The organism is Janthinobacterium sp. GW823-FHT01H08 (assembly GCF_058797855.1).
The window spans coordinates 2,448,083-2,464,606 of record NZ_CM179504.1 but is presented as its reverse complement, the minus strand read 5'-3'; the positions used below and the strand labels follow the sequence as shown (position 1 = coordinate 2,464,606).

The following is a 16,524-nucleotide window of genomic DNA, read 5'->3' as shown; positions in this document are numbered from 1 at the left end:
CGCTTTATGACAGCTTATGTCACGCTTACGTCATATTTCATGATTACACTCACAACGCGTCATACGCGATGAAATACGGATGAAATACGGCTAGAATTAACTATCTGCAAAGACAAAAGAATATGAAACCTGAACTGCACACGGAAGTGACCAAATCGGGCATCCTGCTTGACCGCGAACTGTCGCAACTGACTTTCAACCGGCGCGTGATGGCCCAGGCGGAAGACCCGAACATTCCGCTGCTCGAGCGCCTGCGCTACCTGTGCATCGTCAGCAGCAACATGGATGAGTTCTTCGAAGTGCGCGTGGCCAGTCTGCTGGCGGCCGGCAGCATCGGCGGTTCGCTGGCCGGCCACCCTGCCCTGGCGGCCAATCTGGAGCGCATCGGCAAGGAATGCCATGCGCTGGTGGAACGCCAGTACGAGATATTAAATAGCGAAGTCTTGCCGGCCCTGCGCGAAGCGGGCGTGCATTTGCTGCGCGACAACGACCGCAACGATGCGCAGCGCGCCTGGGTCAAGCAGTATTTCGACCGCGAAGTGCGCCCCCTGCTGACCCCTATCGGCCTGGACCCGGCCCACCCGTTCCCGCAAGTGGTGAATAAAAGCCTCAATTTCATCGTCTCGCTGAGCGGCAAGGATGCGTTCGGCCGCGGCACGGCCATCGCCATAGTCAAGGCGCCCCGTGTCTTGCCGCGCGTCATCAAGCTGCCGGACGACATTTCCGGCGACGGCGTGTCCTTCTGCCTGTTGTCTTCCGTGATTCATGCGCATATCTCGGACTTGTTCGCCGGGCGCGAAGTAATTGCCTATTCGCAATTTCGCGTCACGCGCGACAGCGACCTGTGGGTGGACGAGGACGAAGTCAAGAATCTGCGCCAGGCCCTGAAGGGCGAGCTCGTGGGGCGCCAGTTCGGCACCTCGGTGCGCCTGGAAGTGGCGCGCAATTGCCCGCCAGAATTGTCACAATTCCTGCTCGACCAGTTTAATCTGGATCAAAGCCGCCTCTACCGCGTCAACGGCCCCGTGAACCTCGTGCGTCTGTCGGAAATGATCGACCACGTCAAGCAGCCCGAGCTGCGCTTCCCGCCGTTCTTCCCCGGCCTCGCGCACAAAGCCATCGGCAACGACATCTTTGCCGCACTGACCAAGCACGACATCCTGCTGCACCACCCGTATCAATCGTTCCAGACGGTGATCGACTTCATCCGCAGCGCCGCCTACGACCCGTCCGTCGTCGCCATCAAGCAGACGATCTACCGCACGGGCATGAACTCGGACCTGATGGAGTCCTTGATCACGGCGGCGAAGATGGGCAAGGAAGTGACGGTCATCGTGGAATTGATGGCGCGTTTCGACGAAGAAGCCAATATCAACTGGGCCGACAAGCTGGAACAGGCGGGCGCGCAAGTCGTGTACGGCGTGGTGGGCCTGAAAACCCACGCCAAGGTGGCGCTCGTCATCCGCCGCGAAGAAGGCGCGCTGCGCTTCTATGCCCACTTGGGCACCGGCAACTACCACCCCACGACCACCAAGCTGTACACGGATTTCGGCTTGCTGACGGCGAACCAGGACCTGGCCGTGGAAGTCAATGAGGTGTTCATCCACCTGACCAGCCTGACCAAGCCGCACAATCTGAACCATTTGTGGCTGGCGCCGTTCGGCCTGCAAAGCGAAATCATCAAGGCCATCCGCAACGAGGCGAAGATCGCCCGTTCCGGCCGGCGCGGTCGCATCATCGTGAAAGTCAACGCGCTCGTCGATGAATCCGTGATCCGCGCCCTGTATGCTGCCTCGACCGATGGCGTGAAGATCGACCTGATCGTGCGCGGCGCCTGCACCCTGAAGCCGGGCGTGCCGGGCTTGTCGGAAAACATCAAGGTGCGCTCCGTGATCGGCCGCTTCCTCGAGCACAGCCGCATTTACTATTTCCGCAACGACCTGGCGCACGATGTCTACCTGGCCAGCGCCGACTGGATGAGCCGTAACCTGTTCCGCAGGGTGGAAGTGGCCTTCCCCGTGCTGGACCGGGCGCTGAAACGGCGCGTGATCGCCGAGGGCTTGAACCCATATTTGAAGGATAATACCAATGCATGGGAGCTGGAGCCAACGGGCCATTATGCGCGCCGCAAGCCGCGCGGCAAGCAGATGCCGTTCAGCGCCCAGCAATACCTGATGCACACACTGGGCACGCCGGGCGCGGAGGTCGGCGAATAGGCAACTCTACACACAGGAGTACAGCATGGATCTCATCTTGTGGCGACACGCAGAAGCCGAGCCGGGCCTCCCCGACCTCGAACGCGCCCTGACCGTCAAAGGCCAGAAACAGGCGCGCCGCATGGGGGAGTGGCTGGCCTCGCAACTACCGGAAAATTGCCGCATCCTCGTCAGCCCCGCCCTGCGCACCCTGCAAACGGCGGAGGCGCTGGGGCGCAAGTTCAAGCTGATGCCGGAACTTGCGCCCGGCGCCGAGGCGGAAGACATCCTGAAGGCGGCCAACTGGCCCGGCGGCAAGGAAACCGTGCTCATCGTCGGCCACCAACCCACCCTGGGCCAGGCAGCCGCCCTGCTGTTGACGGGCGAAGAGCAGGAATGGGAAATGCGCAAGGCCAGCGCGTGGTGGTTCTCCCAGCGCGAGCCAGGCGACCCCGTCAGTGTCTATTTGAAAGCCGTGATGGCGCATGATCTGGTGGTGAAATAAAATACTAAAACAGAGAAATGCGCAAGGCCAGCGCAGGATGGACAGGTTCTCCCAGCCCGAGCCAGGCGACCCTGTCAGCGTCTATTTGAAGGCCGTGATGGCGCATGATCTGGTGGTGAAATAGGCCACGGGGTCAGACCCGCCGGGTCTGACCCCAGATTGAAATGCGCAAAAAGTGCGCTGGGACAAATACTGGTGGAGTTCACAACTCAGCAGCCTTGTAAAGCGCTGCCGATCTGCTAGAGTTTAATTGCATCAACTACGTGCTGGAGCGCTGCTCCGGCACATTGAGCAACCCAGCGGACGGCCGTCCAACGGCGGCTGAAAGACCATGTTAATCACCTTCCTCGTTTTTCTCTTCATCGCCATCTTCGCCGCCATCATCGGCTTTGTCGCCTTTGAACTGGTCGAAGAAATGCGCGGCAGCCACCATAAGCTGATGGACCGCTATCACGAGTAGCGTTCACCTCGGCACTATCGCATGGCGCCAGCGACGGCCAACAGGCCCGTCCCTCGCGCCATCCTTGTTTTTACGCTCCCGTCTTACGCCCCCGTATTACACTCCCGTCTTGAACTTCGTATAAATGCGCGTCATCAAGCGGCGGATATCGGCCGTGGTCGCTTCCGGCGCCGCCATGCGCTGCTTGTCGGCGTCCGACAGGAAGATGGCCTTGTTCTCGCCGATGTCCTTGCGTACATATTTGATGCTGGCCGGATTCGGATTCGCGTAAAAGACCTTGTTGCTCAGGCTGGCATGCACTTGCGGACGCAGGATGTAGTTGATGAACAGGTGCGCATTGTTCGGATGCGGCGCGTCGGCGGGAATGGCCATGGTGTCGAACATCAGGGCGGCCGTCTTCGGCACCAGCACCTGGATCACATTGCCATTCTTCGCGTCGATGGCGCGCTGGCGCGCGATATTGATGTCCCCCGACCAGCCCAGCGCGACGCAGACGGAACCGTTGGCCATGTCATTGATGTAGCCTGAGGAGCTGAACAAGGTTACGTAGGGGCGGATCGCCTGCAGCACCTTGCCCGCTTCCTGGTAGTCGGCGGCCGTTTTCGAGTACGCGGGCTTGCCCAGGTATTGCAGGGCGGCCGGCAGCACTTCCGACGGCGAGTCGAGGAAGGACACGCCGCACGATTTCAGCTTCGATGCATATTTCGGGTCGAAGATCAGGTCCCACGCGTTGTCGGGCATGGGCATGCCGCCCAGCGCGGCCTTGACCTTGTTGACGTTGATGCCCACCGTCGTGTAGCCCCACAGCCAGTCGACCAGGTAATCGTTGTTCGGGTCGATCTTCGACAATTTCGCCTGCAGGTTCGGATCGAGGTTGCCCAGGTTGGTCAGCTTGCTCTTGTCGAGCTTGCGCAGCAGGCCCGCATCGATCTGCAGCCGCGCCCACTGGGCCGTCGGCACGACGATGTCGTAGCCGGACTTGCCCGCCACCAGTTTCGCATTGAGGATTTCGTTATTGTCGAAAACGTCGTAGCGCACCTTGATGCCCGTTTCCTTCTCAAAATTCTTGATCGTATCGTCGCCGATATAGTCCGACCAGTTGTAGATGTTCAGGACTTTTTCTTCCTGGGCGTGCGCAGGCAAGGCCAGCACGGCCGCCGCCAAGGTCAGTCCCAGTCCAATGCGCCGTCCTGCTTGCCATGTGTTTGCCATCGTACCGCCTCCGAAAATTAGTCAGAAAATAGTGACGATGATAGCAAGAAGGGCGCGATCAGGTCTAGCCCGATCGCGCCCTGCCTGAGGACGTCTAACAAAACCTACTGCGCGTCGCGCTTTGCGGCCTGCGATGCTCACCGTACTAGAGTACGGTTGCGCTTCTCGGCCACAAATCACTGCCGCTCGCTACGGTTTTGTTAGACGTCGCAAATCGTCGCACATCTTCCTCACTGCAAATGCCGTAAAACTGGGGTCAGACCCGACGGGGGAAGCTGCCCCAATGAAATAGCTTCCAATCCCGCAGGGACTGACCAGCCAGCATTACACCTTGTCCAGCCCCACTTGCGCCCCTGTAAACACCAGGTTGCCGTTCTGGGCGTCGATGCGGATCTCGTCTTTCGGACCGAAGCGGCCTTCGAGGATCAGCTTCGACAGCGGATTTTCGATCTGCTGCTGGATCGCCCGTTTCAACGGACGGGCGCCATACACCGGGTCGTAGCCCGCTTCGGCGATCTGCTGCAGCGCAGCGTCCGTCAAGCTCAGCTGCATGTCCATGCGTTCCAGGCGTTCTTCAAGGATCTTCAGCTGGATCTTCGCGATCGCGCCGATATTCTTCTCGTCGAGGCCGTGGAACACGACGATTTCGTCGATACGGTTGACGAACTCGGGACGGAAGTGCGAGCGTACCTCGGCCATCACGGCCAGCTTCACGACACCGGGATCATCGCTTTCCATCGCCTGGATTTTATGCGAACCCAGGTTCGAGGTCATGATGATGACGGTATTCTTGAAGTCCACCGTGCGGCCCTGGCCGTCCGTCATGCGTCCGTCGTCGAGCACCTGCAGCAGCACGTTGAAGACGTCGGCATGCGCCTTTTCCACTTCGTCGAGCAGGATCACGCTGTACGGCTTGCGGCGCACGGCTTCCGTCAGGTAGCCGCCTTCGTCGTAGCCCACGTAGCCCGGTGGCGCGCCGATCAGACGGGCCACGGAATGCTTCTCCATGAACTCGCTCATGTCGATGCGGATCATCGATTCTTCCGTATCGAACAGGAAGGTCGCCAGCGCCTTGCTCAGCTCGGTCTTACCCACGCCCGTCGGTCCCAGGAACATGAAGGAACCATAGGGACGGTTCGGATCGCTCAAGCCGGCGCGCGAGCGGCGGATGGCGTCAGCCACGGCCGTAATCGCTTCATCCTGGCCCACGACGCGCTCATGCAGCTTCTCTTCGATGTGCAGCAGCTTGTCGCGCTCGCCCTGCATCATGCGCGACACGGGAATGCCCGTCGCGCGCGACACCACTTCGGCGATTTCCTCGGCGCCCACTTCCGTGCGCAGCAATTTCGGCTGGTCGGGGTCGAGTTTCGGGATGCCGCTGTCAGCCTGCTTGAGCTGGGCTTCCAGCTGCGGCAACTTGCCATACTGCAGCTCCGACACTTTCTGCCAGTTGCTCTCGCGCGTGGCCTGCTCCATCTGCAGCTTGACTTGCTCGATCTCTTCCTTGATGTGCGTGCTGCCCTGCACCACGGCCTTTTCCGCCTTCAGGATTTCCTCGAAGTCATTGTATTCGCGCTGCAGCTTGACGATCTCTTCCTCGATCAGGCCCAGGCGGCGCAGCGATGCTTCGTCTTTTTCCTTCTTGACGGCTTCGCGCTCGATTTTCAGCTGGATCAGACGGCGTTCCAGCTTGTCCATCACTTCCGGCTTGGAGTCGATCTCGATCTTGATCTTCGCCGCCGCTTCATCGATCAGGTCGATCGCCTTGTCGGGCAGGAAACGGTCCGTGATGTAGCGGTGCGACAGCTCGGCGGCCGCGATGATGGCCGCGTCCGTGATTTCCACCTTGTGATGCAGCGCATATTTATCCTGCAAGCCGCGCAGGATGGCGATCGTCGCCTCCACGGTCGGCTCGTCGACGAGCACTTTCTGGAAGCGGCGTTCCAGCGCGGCATCCTTTTCGATGTATTTGCGGTATTCGTCGAGCGTGGTGGCGCCCACGCAGTGCAGCTCGCCGCGCGCCAGTGCCGGTTTGAGCATATTACCGGCATCCATCGCGCCGTCGGCCTTGCCCGCGCCCACCATGGTGTGCATCTCGTCGATGAAGACGATGGTTTGCCCTTCATCCATGGCCAGTTCCTTGAGCACGGACTTCAGGCGCTCTTCGAACTCGCCGCGGAACTTGGCACCGGCAACCAGGGCGGCCATGTCCAGCGCCAGCACGCGCTTGCCTTTCAGCGATTCAGGCACTTCGCCATTGACGATGCGCTGCGCCAGGCCTTCGACGATGGCCGTCTTGCCCACGCCCGGCTCGCCGATCAGCACGGGATTGTTCTTGCTGCGGCGCTGCAGGATCTGGATGGTGCGGCGGATTTCATCGTCGCGGCCGATCACGGGATCGAGCTTGCCCTTGCGCGCCCGCTCCGTCAGGTCCAAGGTGTATTTTTTCAAGGCTTCGCGCTGGCCTTCGGCTTCCTGCGAATCGACCTTGTTGCCGCCGCGTACGGCGTCGATAGCCGCTTCCAGGGCCTTGCGGGTCAGGCCGTTTTCGCGCGCCAGCTTGCCGCAGTCGGACTTGTCGTCCGTCATGGCCAGCAAGACCATTTCGCTGGACACGAACTGATCGCCCGCCTTCTGCGATTCCTTGTCCGCCAGGTTCAGCAGGGCCACGAATTCGCGGCTGACCTGCACGTCGCCGCCCGTGCCCGAGACCTTCGGCAAGCGTTCGATGGACGCGCCCAGGGCCTTGGACAGGCCGCCCACGTTGACGCCGGCACGCTGCAAGAGCGAGCGGGCGCCGCCATCGTCCTGGTTCAACAGGGCCGTCAGCAGGTGGACTGGTTCAATATAGGGGTTGTCGTTGCCCACGGCCAAGCTTTGCGCGTCGGCCAGGGCTTCCTGTAACTTGGTAGTCAGTTTATCTTGTCGCATGAAAAGCGCTCCCGGTTAATTAGTTGTTAACCAAATTGGGGTGAGGCAGTACTTTTCAAGCATACACAAAGCAGAAAACTGATGCATTTTGGCAAATGCTAGCGTGCGCGGCGCGTTCGCTTCAAATGGCGCTTGCTTTTGCGGCCCACTTGTCCAGGGCCGTCTCGTCGCTGTCGCGCGCATCGACCCAACGCGCCCCTTCGGGCGTGTCTTCCTTCTTCCAGAACGGCGCTTCCGTCTTCAGGTAGTCGATGATGAATTCGCAGGCGGCAAACGCCTCGCCCCGGTGGGCGGACGACACGGCCACCAGCACGATCTGCTCCTGCGGCAGCAATGGCCCCACGCGGTGGATCACCAGCGCGCCGGACAGGGGCCAGCGGCCCCGCGCCTGCTCCACGATGGCTGCAATGGACTTTTCCGTCATGCCCGGATAGTGCTCGAGCTCCATCGCGGCCACGTCCAGCCCTTCGTTCATGTCGCGCACCGTGCCGACGAAGCCGACGACGGCGCCCACCTTGGGGTTGCCTGCACGCAATTGTGCGATTTCTTGACTCAAGTCAAAATCGGCGTGCTGGATGCGGACGGATGTACTCATTTCGCGTTGCCTCCGATGCGGCGCAGCAGGGTTTCGATGCGGCTGGCCGTGCGCGCATCGGTGGTGGCGGCGATCGCGCACAGCTGCATCAGCTGCGACACTTGCGTGAGCGGCTTCTGGCCCGATTTGAGCGACGATTGCAGCACTTCCACCTGCATTTTCAGGCGGTCACGGGCAAATTCGGCGCCGCTGTCGACGCCGGCGACGATTTCCAGGCGCAGGACTTCACCGAGCAGGCGCTCCTGATTGGCCTGCAATTGCTGCACGTAGGCGGCGCTGCCCTCGCCCAGCGCGGCCTGAGCGGCGGCAAAGCGCTGCTGCAGGCTGCGTTCGTACTGGGCGTCGAGCGGCGGCAAGGCGCTCCAGCGCTCGCTCCACGCTTGCGCGTCGGCGCCGTCGCCGCCATCGGCCAGTGCGGCTTCCAGCGATTGCACCAGGCGCAGCTTGTCGCGCAGGGCGTTGGCCTGCGCCGCGCCAGCCCGTTCGGCGATGGCGTCCGCCTGCGCCTGCACGCCGGCGACCGCCGCCTGGTAGCGCTGTTCGATCTTCGCTTCGCTGGCGCGCGGCACGGGGCCCGTGGCGTTCCAGGCGGCGCGCGTGTCACGCAGCAAGTGGTTGATGAAGGCGCTGCGGGCCTTGTCGTCGCCCTCGGGCACGACGGCCGTTTCCAGCGCGGCGCACAGCGCTTCGCGCGCATGCAGGTGTTCGCGGCGCTCGTGGTCGGCCGCGTGGGCCGTTTCCTTGCGCCTGGCGAAGATATCGTCGCAGGCGGCACGGAAACGCTGCCACAGCGCCTGTTCCGCGCGGCGTTCCAGCGGCAGGGCTTTCGCCAGTTCCTGCCATTTGTCCTGCAAGGCTTTCAGCATGTCGACCGTGTTGCGCTCCGATGGTTTGAGCAGGCCCACTTCGACGATCAATTGCTCGCGGCGGGCCGTCTCGATCTGGCGCTGCGTGTCCAGCGGCTTGGACAGGGCGTCCAGCGCGGCGCCGAACTCCGTATCCAGGCGTTTCTTTTCCTTGCGGTCGATGGTGCCCAGGCGCGTCCACGCCTGGCGCAAGCGCTGCGAGGCGGAAGCGACATGTTTCCAGTCGGTACTCTCTTCGGCCGCCAGGGCCGCCGTTTCCGCGATCAGTTCCTGGGCCTTGGCTGCATTGCCGTGGCGCTCTTCGGCCAGTTGCTTGAAATGCTGGGCCGCCGGCGCATACGCCACGCTGCAGGCGGCGTCGAAACGCTCCCACAGGGATTTCGGTGCGGGGCCGGACAAGGTGTCGAGCGACTTCCAGCGCTCGCGCAGGCTGCCCACTTTCTTGGCCAGCTCGGTCATCGGCAATTGTTGCGCCGGCAATTCCTCGCCCGCCTTGACCAGTTCCTCGCGCGAGACATTGCCGCCCCAGCGCGCCCAGTCGGCCAGGCGCTTGAACTCGCCGCGCACATGGGCCAGGCGATCCGCTTGCGCAGGCGTCAAACGGCCGTGCTTGCTATCGCGCAAGGTCTTGTCATGTTCGGAAGCCACGTGCAACAAGCCATCCTGCAGCGCCGCTTCCATGGCGTCGAGCACCTTGAAGAACTGCTCCGTCGCTTCCTTCGACACGGGCGCGTGTTCCTGGCGCGGCTTGCGCGGCGCCGGTTCCGCATGCGCTGGCGCGTCCACGGCTGCGGCAGGGACGACCGGTGCCGGGGCGCTGGCCAGCAGGGCCGCAAATTGCTGCTGCAGGCTGTCGGACAATGGCGACTCGGGCAGGCGCGGCAAGGCTTGCCACGCGCGTTTCAAGGTGTCTGCATCGAGCGTGGCGGCGTCCTGCGCCTGCCATGCGGCCAGCGCAAGCTGGCGTGCGTCGAACACGGCCTGGTACTGCTGCAGCGCCTGCAAGGCGGACTGCGCCTGCTCGCGCGCCTGCGTGAAATCGGTTTCCAGGTGTTTCGGCAAGGAAGCGCGTTCGGGCGATTGCGCATGCTGCGCATGTGCCGCGTCGAGGCGGGCCAGCGCCTGGGCCAGCTCATCGGAGGACTGGCCACTGGCAGCCAAGGCGCGCGCGGCGGCGACGGTGTCGATCACGGCGCGCTGCAGCACCACTTGCGCTTCCAGGCGGGCGGCCAGCGCGGCGCGCGCGGCGGCAAAGGCGCTCTCCAGCTCGGGCGTGGCCTTGATGACTTGCCATTGACGGTCCAGCTCGGCTACCTGGTTCGGGCTCAGCTTGTCATCGTTCAACAGGCGCTGCGCCGTGGCGATGCTGGCCTGGGCGCGTTGCGTCTCGGCCGCCTGATGACGGATCAGGTCGATGCGGCCCTGCATCAGCTTGGCAACGCGGCGGTCCGTATTGCGCATGGCGTGGTGGACTTTTTCCAGCAGGGGCAAGCTATGGACGTGTTCGGCCGCGATCAGGCGGGCATCGGCAAATTCGCTGGACACGATGAATTCACAGGCGGCGGCTTCGTCGCCCGCCACGGCATGGGCACGCGCAACCTGTTCGGCGCGGCGCGATGCGCTCTGCGCCGAAGCGGCGGCCTGTTCTGCCACGACAGGATCGGGGACGGCAGTCTTGCTGGCAGAACGCTTGAAGAGAAATTCGAACATGACGGGTTTCGCGTGGATCAAAACCACCATCATAACAAAGCCCGGGGTATTGCATCGGACAGGGCTGAACAAGTTATCAAATGACTAAAATGAATCTTTTCCCTATGACGGCGCCATGTGCCCGGCGATAAAACCACCCTGGCACAGGCGGGCCTGCCGGGGTGTGCGCTCGCTACCCGTTCAAGCCTGCGCGCGCAGCGGCGGTGACGGTGCAAGCTGCGCCGCCGCGCCGCCGGCCTCGGCGTTTTCCCCGTCGGTGGCAGGCGTGCCCGGCGCCGGCAAGGATGTCGGCACAGGCGCCGGCAAAACAAAGGGCAGCACCTGCGCCTTGCCACGGCGCGCCTCCTGCGCGCGCGCGTCGTGGGCGAGGAACTGGTAGGCGATGGCAAACCACGCTTCGCCCACGATGACCTTGCGCGCCAGCGCGAACAGTTCGCGCTCCTCTTTTTCGAGGCGCTGCAGCAAGGCCGCGCAAAAGGCATCGATGGCCGCGCACAGCTGCTCGGCCTGCAATTCGGAATGGTCGATGGCGGCGCCCGCGCGCTGCTGCACCGCATTGATGCTTTCCAGCGCCACGCGGTTCAAGCCATTGAGCTCGTCGAGCAAGCCGTCGGCATGCGGTGCGGCCTGGCGAATGGCGGGCACCAGATACATTTCCACCTTGCGCCAGTAGCCGCCCTGGTACAGCCGGCTCAGCCAGTCGCCCGCATACTGCAGCTGCGCCAGGCTGAGTCTGCTCTGGTGACGCAGCTGCACATGCATGTACTTCTGAAAGGCCAGCAGGCTCATGCGGATGCTGGCCTGTTCCACCGACAGGGAAACCAATATATATGTTGCCGTAAGCATGCACTCACTCCCGAAAATGCGCTGGATGTCTGATCCTGGAAGTGAAAGTGTAAAGACTACCGACAGCGATGGGCTTGATCCTGCACAAACCCGCAGCGGGCCAGCCGCGCTTTCTTTTACGGCGCGCGCAAGCCGATATGCAGGTTGACGACGCCGGGCTCTTCCGATGGCGTGACTTCGCCGCCAAAGCTCTTTACCAGCCGCTGCATGCCCTTGTTGCGCGCCATCGCCTCGCCCACCAGCGCTTCCGTGCCCCGGCTGCGGAAGTAGTCGACGAGCTTCTCGAACAGGATATGGCCCAGGCCCTTGCCCTTCAGGGCCGAACGCACGGCGATGGCGAAATCGGCGTGGATATTGTCCGGGTCGGCCACGGCGCGCACCACGCCCAGGGTTTCCGGCTTGCCGTCCGGCCCCGTGTGCGTGGCGATGAAGGCCATGGCGCGGTCGTAATCGATCTGCGTCAGGCGCGCCAGCTGCGACACGGGCAGCTCGCGCATGGAGGTAAAAAAGCGCAGGCGCACGTCGTCCGGGTCCAGCGCGTGGAACAAATCCATGTGCTGCGGCGCGTCCTCGGGGCGGATGGGGCGCAGCAGGATGGACTGGTCCATCCACGTCACCTGCTCTTCCAGCTCCTGCGGATACGGGCGGATGGCCAGGCGGTCGCGCTGCTGGCCCGGCTGCAGGCGGATGCGGGCGTCGAGCGCGATCACGCCGTCGGCGTCGGCCACCAGCGGGTTGATGTCGAGTTCGGCCAGCTCGCCGATGTCGGCCACCAGTTCGGCCACCTGGATCAGCGTGTAGCAGATGGCGTCGATGTCGGCCGGCGGCTGGTTGCGGTAGCCGGCCAGCAATTTCGACACGCGCGTGCGCGCCAGCATGTCGCGCGCCAGCACCATGTTCAGCGGCGGCAGGCCGATCGCGTGGTCGGCCGTCACTTCCACGGCGATGCCGCCCTGCCCCACCAGGATCACGGGGCCGAAGGCGGCGTCCGTCGTGACGCCGACGATCAATTCATGCGATTGCGGCCGGCGCGCCATCTGCTGCACCGTAAAACCGTCGATCAGCGCGTCGGGCCGCATGCGGCGCACGCGCTTGAGCATGGCGGCGGCGGCCGTGCGCAGGATGTCGGGCGTGTCGAGGTCGAGCGCCACGCCGCCCACGTCGGATTTATGGGCGATGTCGGGCGAATGGATTTTCAGCGCGACGGGATAGCCGATGTCGGCCGCCACGGCCAGCGCCTCTTCCACGTCGGCCGCCATGCGCGTGGTCGCGACGGGAATGCCGTAGGCGGCCAAAATCTCCTTCGAACGGCATTCGCCGAGCACCGTCTGGCCGGCCGCCAGCGCGGCGGCGACGATTTCGCGCACCCTCGCGCGGCGCGGCGTGGCCGACATGGGCAGCTGCGCCGGCACCTGCATCAGGGTTTCCTGGTTGCGCCGGTATTGCACGATCTGCATGAAGCCATGCACGGCCTTTTCCGGCGTGTCATAGGTGGGAATGCCGGCGCGATTAAAAACCTGGCGCGCGGGCGCCACGGTGGTGCCGCCCAGCAGGCACGACAGCACCGTGCGCGAGGTGGCCTTGATCAGCGGCGTGACGGCTTCGGCGATGTCGATCGACGAGACCATGGCCGTGGGTGCGTGCAGCAGCAGCAAGGCGTCCGCCTGCGGCTCGTCGAGCAGGGGCTTGATGGCGTCGGCATAGCGCTGGACGGCCGCGTCGCCGGGCAAGCCGACGGGGTTGTCGTGCGACCACCCGCGTGGCAGCGCCTTTTCCAGCGCGATCACGGTGTCCGGCGACAGCTCGGCCAGCTTGCCGCCGCTGCTCACCAGCGCATCGGTGGCCATCACGCCCAGGCCGCCGCCGTTGCACAAAATCGCCAGGCGCTCGCCGCGCTGCGAACGGATGTGCGTGAGCGTTTCCACGGCGTCGAACAGCTCTTCGGCCGAGTACACGCGCAGCATGCCGGCGCGGCGGATGGCCGCGTCGTAGACGGCGTCGGAACCGGCCAGCGCGCCCGTATGCCAGGCCGCCATGGCCGCACCTTCCGCCTCGCGCCCCGCTTTCAGGACGATCACGGGCTTGCTGCGCGCAGCCGCCCGCGCCGCCGACATGAATTTGCGCGCCGCCTGGATGTCTTCCATGTACAGCAGGATGGCGGCCGTGTCGATGTCGCCGGCCAGGTAGTCGAGCAGGTCGCCGAAATCGATGTCGTAGCTGGCGCCCAGCGAAATGAACTTGGAAAAGCCCACGCCGTGTGCGTTGGCCCAATCGAGCACGCCCGACACCAGCGCGCCCGATTGCGAGACGAAGGCGATCTTGCCGCTCGTCGCACCGACGTGGGCGAAGCTGGCGTTCAAGCCCAGTTTGGGCACCAGCAACCCCATGCTGTTGGGGCCGAGGATGCGCAGCAAATGCGGTTTGGCCGCCTTCAGCATGGCCAGGCGCAGCGACTGCTCGCGCACGGGATCGAGGCCCGACGTCATGACGATGGCCGCGCGCGTGCCCAGCGCGCCCAGTTCGCGGATCAGCGCCGTGATGGTGGCGGGCGGCGTGCAGATGATGGCCAGGTCCGGCGCCTTGGGCAAGTGCGCCAGCTTGCGGTAGCATTTCAGGCCCATCAGCTCGTCGTACTTGGGGTTGACGGGCCAAATCTCTCCCTGGTAGCCGCCGCCCAGCAGGTTGTACAGGGCGATGGCGCCCAGCTTGCGCTCGCGCGCCGTGGCACCGATCAGGGCCACCGAGGCCGGCTTGAAGAGCTTGTCGAGATTACGGATACTCATGTTCTGGCCTCATGGTTTGCCGGAGTGGCTAAAGGTACTCCCCAGTGTATCGGATGCCTTGCCAAAAAAATTTGACTTTGCGTAGCGTTTCACGAAAAACCCGCACGCGCCTACCAGCGCGAACGGTGGCTTTCCGTCACGCCCGCCAGTTGCGCCACGATGCGCTTGGGTGAGTCCGCGCTGGTGCGCACCCAGCCGCTGAACGTGCCGATGGGCTGGATGTAGCGGCTGGCGGCGATCCACAGGTTTTTATCCTCGCGCCGCGCTCCTTCCGGTTTGAAGTGCAAGTCCAGCAGATCGTCGTCCGTCCATACGTGCCACGGCGCCAGCGGGTTGTCGGGATTGAAGTCGAAATGCGCGCGGCCCAGCGGATACAGCTGGCCATCGAGCCACAGCGCGTTTTCATGCGCGCCGAAATAGCCGGCCTGCAGGTTGAACCCGAGGTCCAGGCTGTGCGCCGAAGCCCAGCGCCATTCCGTCTCGCGCGCCAGCAAGCCGTTCGAATAATCGAAGCTGGCCACGCCGTCGTCCAGGCTGTAGCCGACGGCGCCGCAGCGCACGCTGCCCCACAAGGGCAAGCCGCCCGATTTTTGCGTCGCATGCACGCTGCCGCCCTCGCCCACAGGGCCGATGGCCAGCAAGGTGGGCGCCACGGGCGGGCCGCATTCCGCATCGATGCCGAAATGGCCGCAATCGAGCCGCAATCGGTAGCGCTGCTGCGGCTGCGCCTCGATGCTGATTTTCTGCGACAAAAAACGGAAACGGCTGGAAGCACCCGCATGCGGCGCCAGCGTGGCGCACAGGCCAGGAATGCCATCCTGCGAAAAACTGGCCACGATCTTGCCCTTGTGGCGGTCGAAGGCATAGGCGAAGGCCGTGCTGGTCCAGCCCAGGTCGACGATGGCCACGCCGCAGAATACGGCCGGCGTCGACAGGGCCACGTAATGCCAGCGCTTGTGGTGGAACAGGCGCCAGAGGGCGCCCCGTGCATGCGGCGACGCCAGCGCGGCCCACTCGAAAGCGTCCAGCTGGCCCGTGTAGCGGCCGAAACATGGCTGGCCACCGGCGGCGAGCAGGGATGACGGCGCGGGCGGCAGCATCATGCGGCCTGCCTTGCGGCAGCGCCGCCGTCGTGCAGGGCGGCGGCCAGCAGCGCACCGAAGGCGGCCGGCTGCGCCTGGGCTATCTCGACCTGCGGGCAGGCATGCCAGAGCGCCAGGCGCCGCACGGCGCCGGCCACGTCCTGCACCAGGCGGGGGCTGACGCGCACGCCCTCTTCCAGCGCCAGCGATTTGATCTCGAAGCGCCCCTGCGCGCGGTGCGCCTTGGCGTCCAGGCGCCCCACCAGCGCGCCGCGCCGCAAGATCGGCAACGTGAAGTAGCCATAGCGGCGTTTTTCAGCGGGCGTGTAGCATTCGAGCCGGTAGTCGAAGTCGAACAGTTCCAGCGCGCGGCGCCGGTCCCAGACGACGGGGTCGAACGGCGACAGGATCGTCGTCAAGGTGGGCGCCAGCTTGCCGGCGGCGGCCGCGCGCAGCAACTCCCCATGCTCGGCATGCACGTAGACGGCGTCGCTCCAGCCGGCCACCGCGCAGCGCAGCAGCGCGCCCTCGTCCACCAGCGCCTGCAGATCGTGCGCCAGGCTGGCGCGCGGCTGTTTGGTGCGGAAATAGTCGCTGATCCAGCCGGCCCGCGCCAGGCCCAGCGCCTTCACGCTGGCCAGCAGCAAACGGCGGCGCACCTGGTCCTCGGGCGGCAGCAAGCCGTCGTGCCAGCCAGGCAGCACCCGTTCGGCCAGGTCGTAATAGCGCTGGAACTGATGGCGCTTGGCGATCATCAGCACGCCCGACGTAAACAGCACTTCAAGCGAGCGCTTTTCCGGCTTCCAGCTCCACCAGCCGCCCGCCTGGCCATCCGTGCGCTCAAAATCGGCCGAGCGCGCGGCGCCGTTGACGCGGATGTGGTCGAGCACCGAAGCGACGGCGTCGCCCTGCTCGGCCATCCATTTGACGGAATACTTCCAGCCCATGGCGGCGGGATCCAGCATGCGGTGACGGTACAAGCCATAGTCTTCGATGGGGACGAAGCACGCTTCATGCGCCCAGTATTCGAACAGCGCGCCCTCGGCCAGCAATTGCTCGAGCCACGGCTGCGGATAGTCGCCCAGCCGGCTCCACAGCACCAGGTAGGGGCTGCGCGCCACCACGTGGATGGTGTCGATCTGCAGCACGCCCATCTGGCGGATGGCGGCCAGCACGTCAGCCTTCACGGCTTTTTTACGCCGCGCCTGCAGCAAGCCCTGCGCGGCCAGGTGCAGGGCGCGCGCGGCGGCCAGCGAGAGCGGGGGGAGGTCGGAAGGCGGGTGCTTGTCAGGTCTGTGCATAACAGAAAGATACCGCATTCCGGACGCGCCTTGTGCGT

The 16,524-nt window shown here is 64.3% G+C and carries 11 protein-coding genes; 3 read left to right on the top strand and 8 right to left on the bottom strand.

Annotated elements, in window-relative coordinates; all coding sequences use genetic code 11:
• Positions 1–122: 122 nt before the first annotated feature.
• The 3 genes from ppk1 to AC3RCG_RS10995 all read left to right on the top strand — a co-directional run bounded on the left by ppk1 (position 123) and on the right by AC3RCG_RS10995 (position 3,160).
• Complete coding sequence (gene ppk1, locus AC3RCG_RS11005; protein ID WP_070218042.1) at positions 123–2,216, top strand: polyphosphate kinase 1; 2,094 nt, start codon at positions 123–125, stop codon at positions 2,214–2,216.
• A gap of 25 nt (positions 2,217–2,241) precedes the next feature.
• A complete protein-coding gene (gene sixA, locus AC3RCG_RS11000; protein ID WP_070290771.1) occupies positions 2,242–2,700 on the top strand; it encodes a phosphohistidine phosphatase SixA in 459 nt (152 codons plus the stop codon).
• A gap of 331 nt (positions 2,701–3,031) precedes the next feature.
• Positions 3,032–3,160 carry a hypothetical protein gene (locus AC3RCG_RS10995; RefSeq protein WP_256267160.1) on the top strand — a complete coding sequence of 43 codons (129 nt, stop codon included), beginning with the start codon at positions 3,032–3,034 and terminating at the stop codon, positions 3,158–3,160.
• A 96-nt stretch (positions 3,161–3,256) separates the two neighbouring features.
• Here the strand turns inward: AC3RCG_RS10995 and AC3RCG_RS10990 are convergent, their stop codons facing one another.
• From AC3RCG_RS10990 to AC3RCG_RS10955, 8 genes are all read right to left on the bottom strand, one after another.
• Complete coding sequence (locus AC3RCG_RS10990) at positions 3,257–4,372, bottom strand: polyamine ABC transporter substrate-binding protein (protein WP_230506214.1); 1,116 nt, start codon at positions 4,370–4,372, stop codon at positions 3,257–3,259.
• Between the two features lie 324 nt (positions 4,373–4,696).
• Complete coding sequence (clpB, locus tag AC3RCG_RS10985) at positions 4,697–7,303, bottom strand: ATP-dependent chaperone ClpB (RefSeq protein WP_070290769.1); 2,607 nt, start codon at positions 7,301–7,303, stop codon at positions 4,697–4,699.
• Positions 7,304–7,424: 121 nt separating this feature from the next.
• The gene (moaE, locus tag AC3RCG_RS10980) at positions 7,425–7,898 is read right to left on the bottom strand and encodes a molybdopterin synthase catalytic subunit MoaE (protein ID WP_070221394.1); all 474 of its coding nucleotides are present in this window, start codon (positions 7,896–7,898) and stop codon (positions 7,425–7,427) included.
• Positions 7,895–10,474, bottom strand: a complete 2,580-nt coding sequence (locus tag AC3RCG_RS10975; protein WP_492405508.1) for a DUF349 domain-containing protein — start codon at positions 10,472–10,474, stop codon at positions 7,895–7,897. Before AC3RCG_RS10975 ends, moaE begins: the two co-directional genes overlap by 4 nt.
• 180 nt (positions 10,475–10,654) lie before the next feature.
• Entirely contained in the window at positions 10,655–11,320 is a 666-nt protein-coding gene (locus AC3RCG_RS10970) for a hypothetical protein (protein ID WP_492405506.1), read from the bottom strand.
• Between the two features lie 116 nt (positions 11,321–11,436).
• Entirely contained in the window at positions 11,437–14,103 is a 2,667-nt protein-coding gene (locus AC3RCG_RS10965) for a bifunctional acetate--CoA ligase family protein/GNAT family N-acetyltransferase (protein WP_070221396.1), read from the bottom strand.
• A 110-nt stretch (positions 14,104–14,213) separates the two neighbouring features.
• Complete coding sequence (locus AC3RCG_RS10960) at positions 14,214–15,206, bottom strand: DUF2804 domain-containing protein (protein WP_409026737.1); 993 nt, start codon at positions 15,204–15,206, stop codon at positions 14,214–14,216.
• Complete coding sequence (locus tag AC3RCG_RS10955) at positions 15,203–16,486, bottom strand: winged helix-turn-helix domain-containing protein (protein WP_492405503.1); 1,284 nt, start codon at positions 16,484–16,486, stop codon at positions 15,203–15,205. The genes AC3RCG_RS10960 and AC3RCG_RS10955 overlap by 4 nt, the downstream gene beginning before the upstream one ends.
• Between the last annotated feature and the right edge of the window lie 38 nt (positions 16,487–16,524).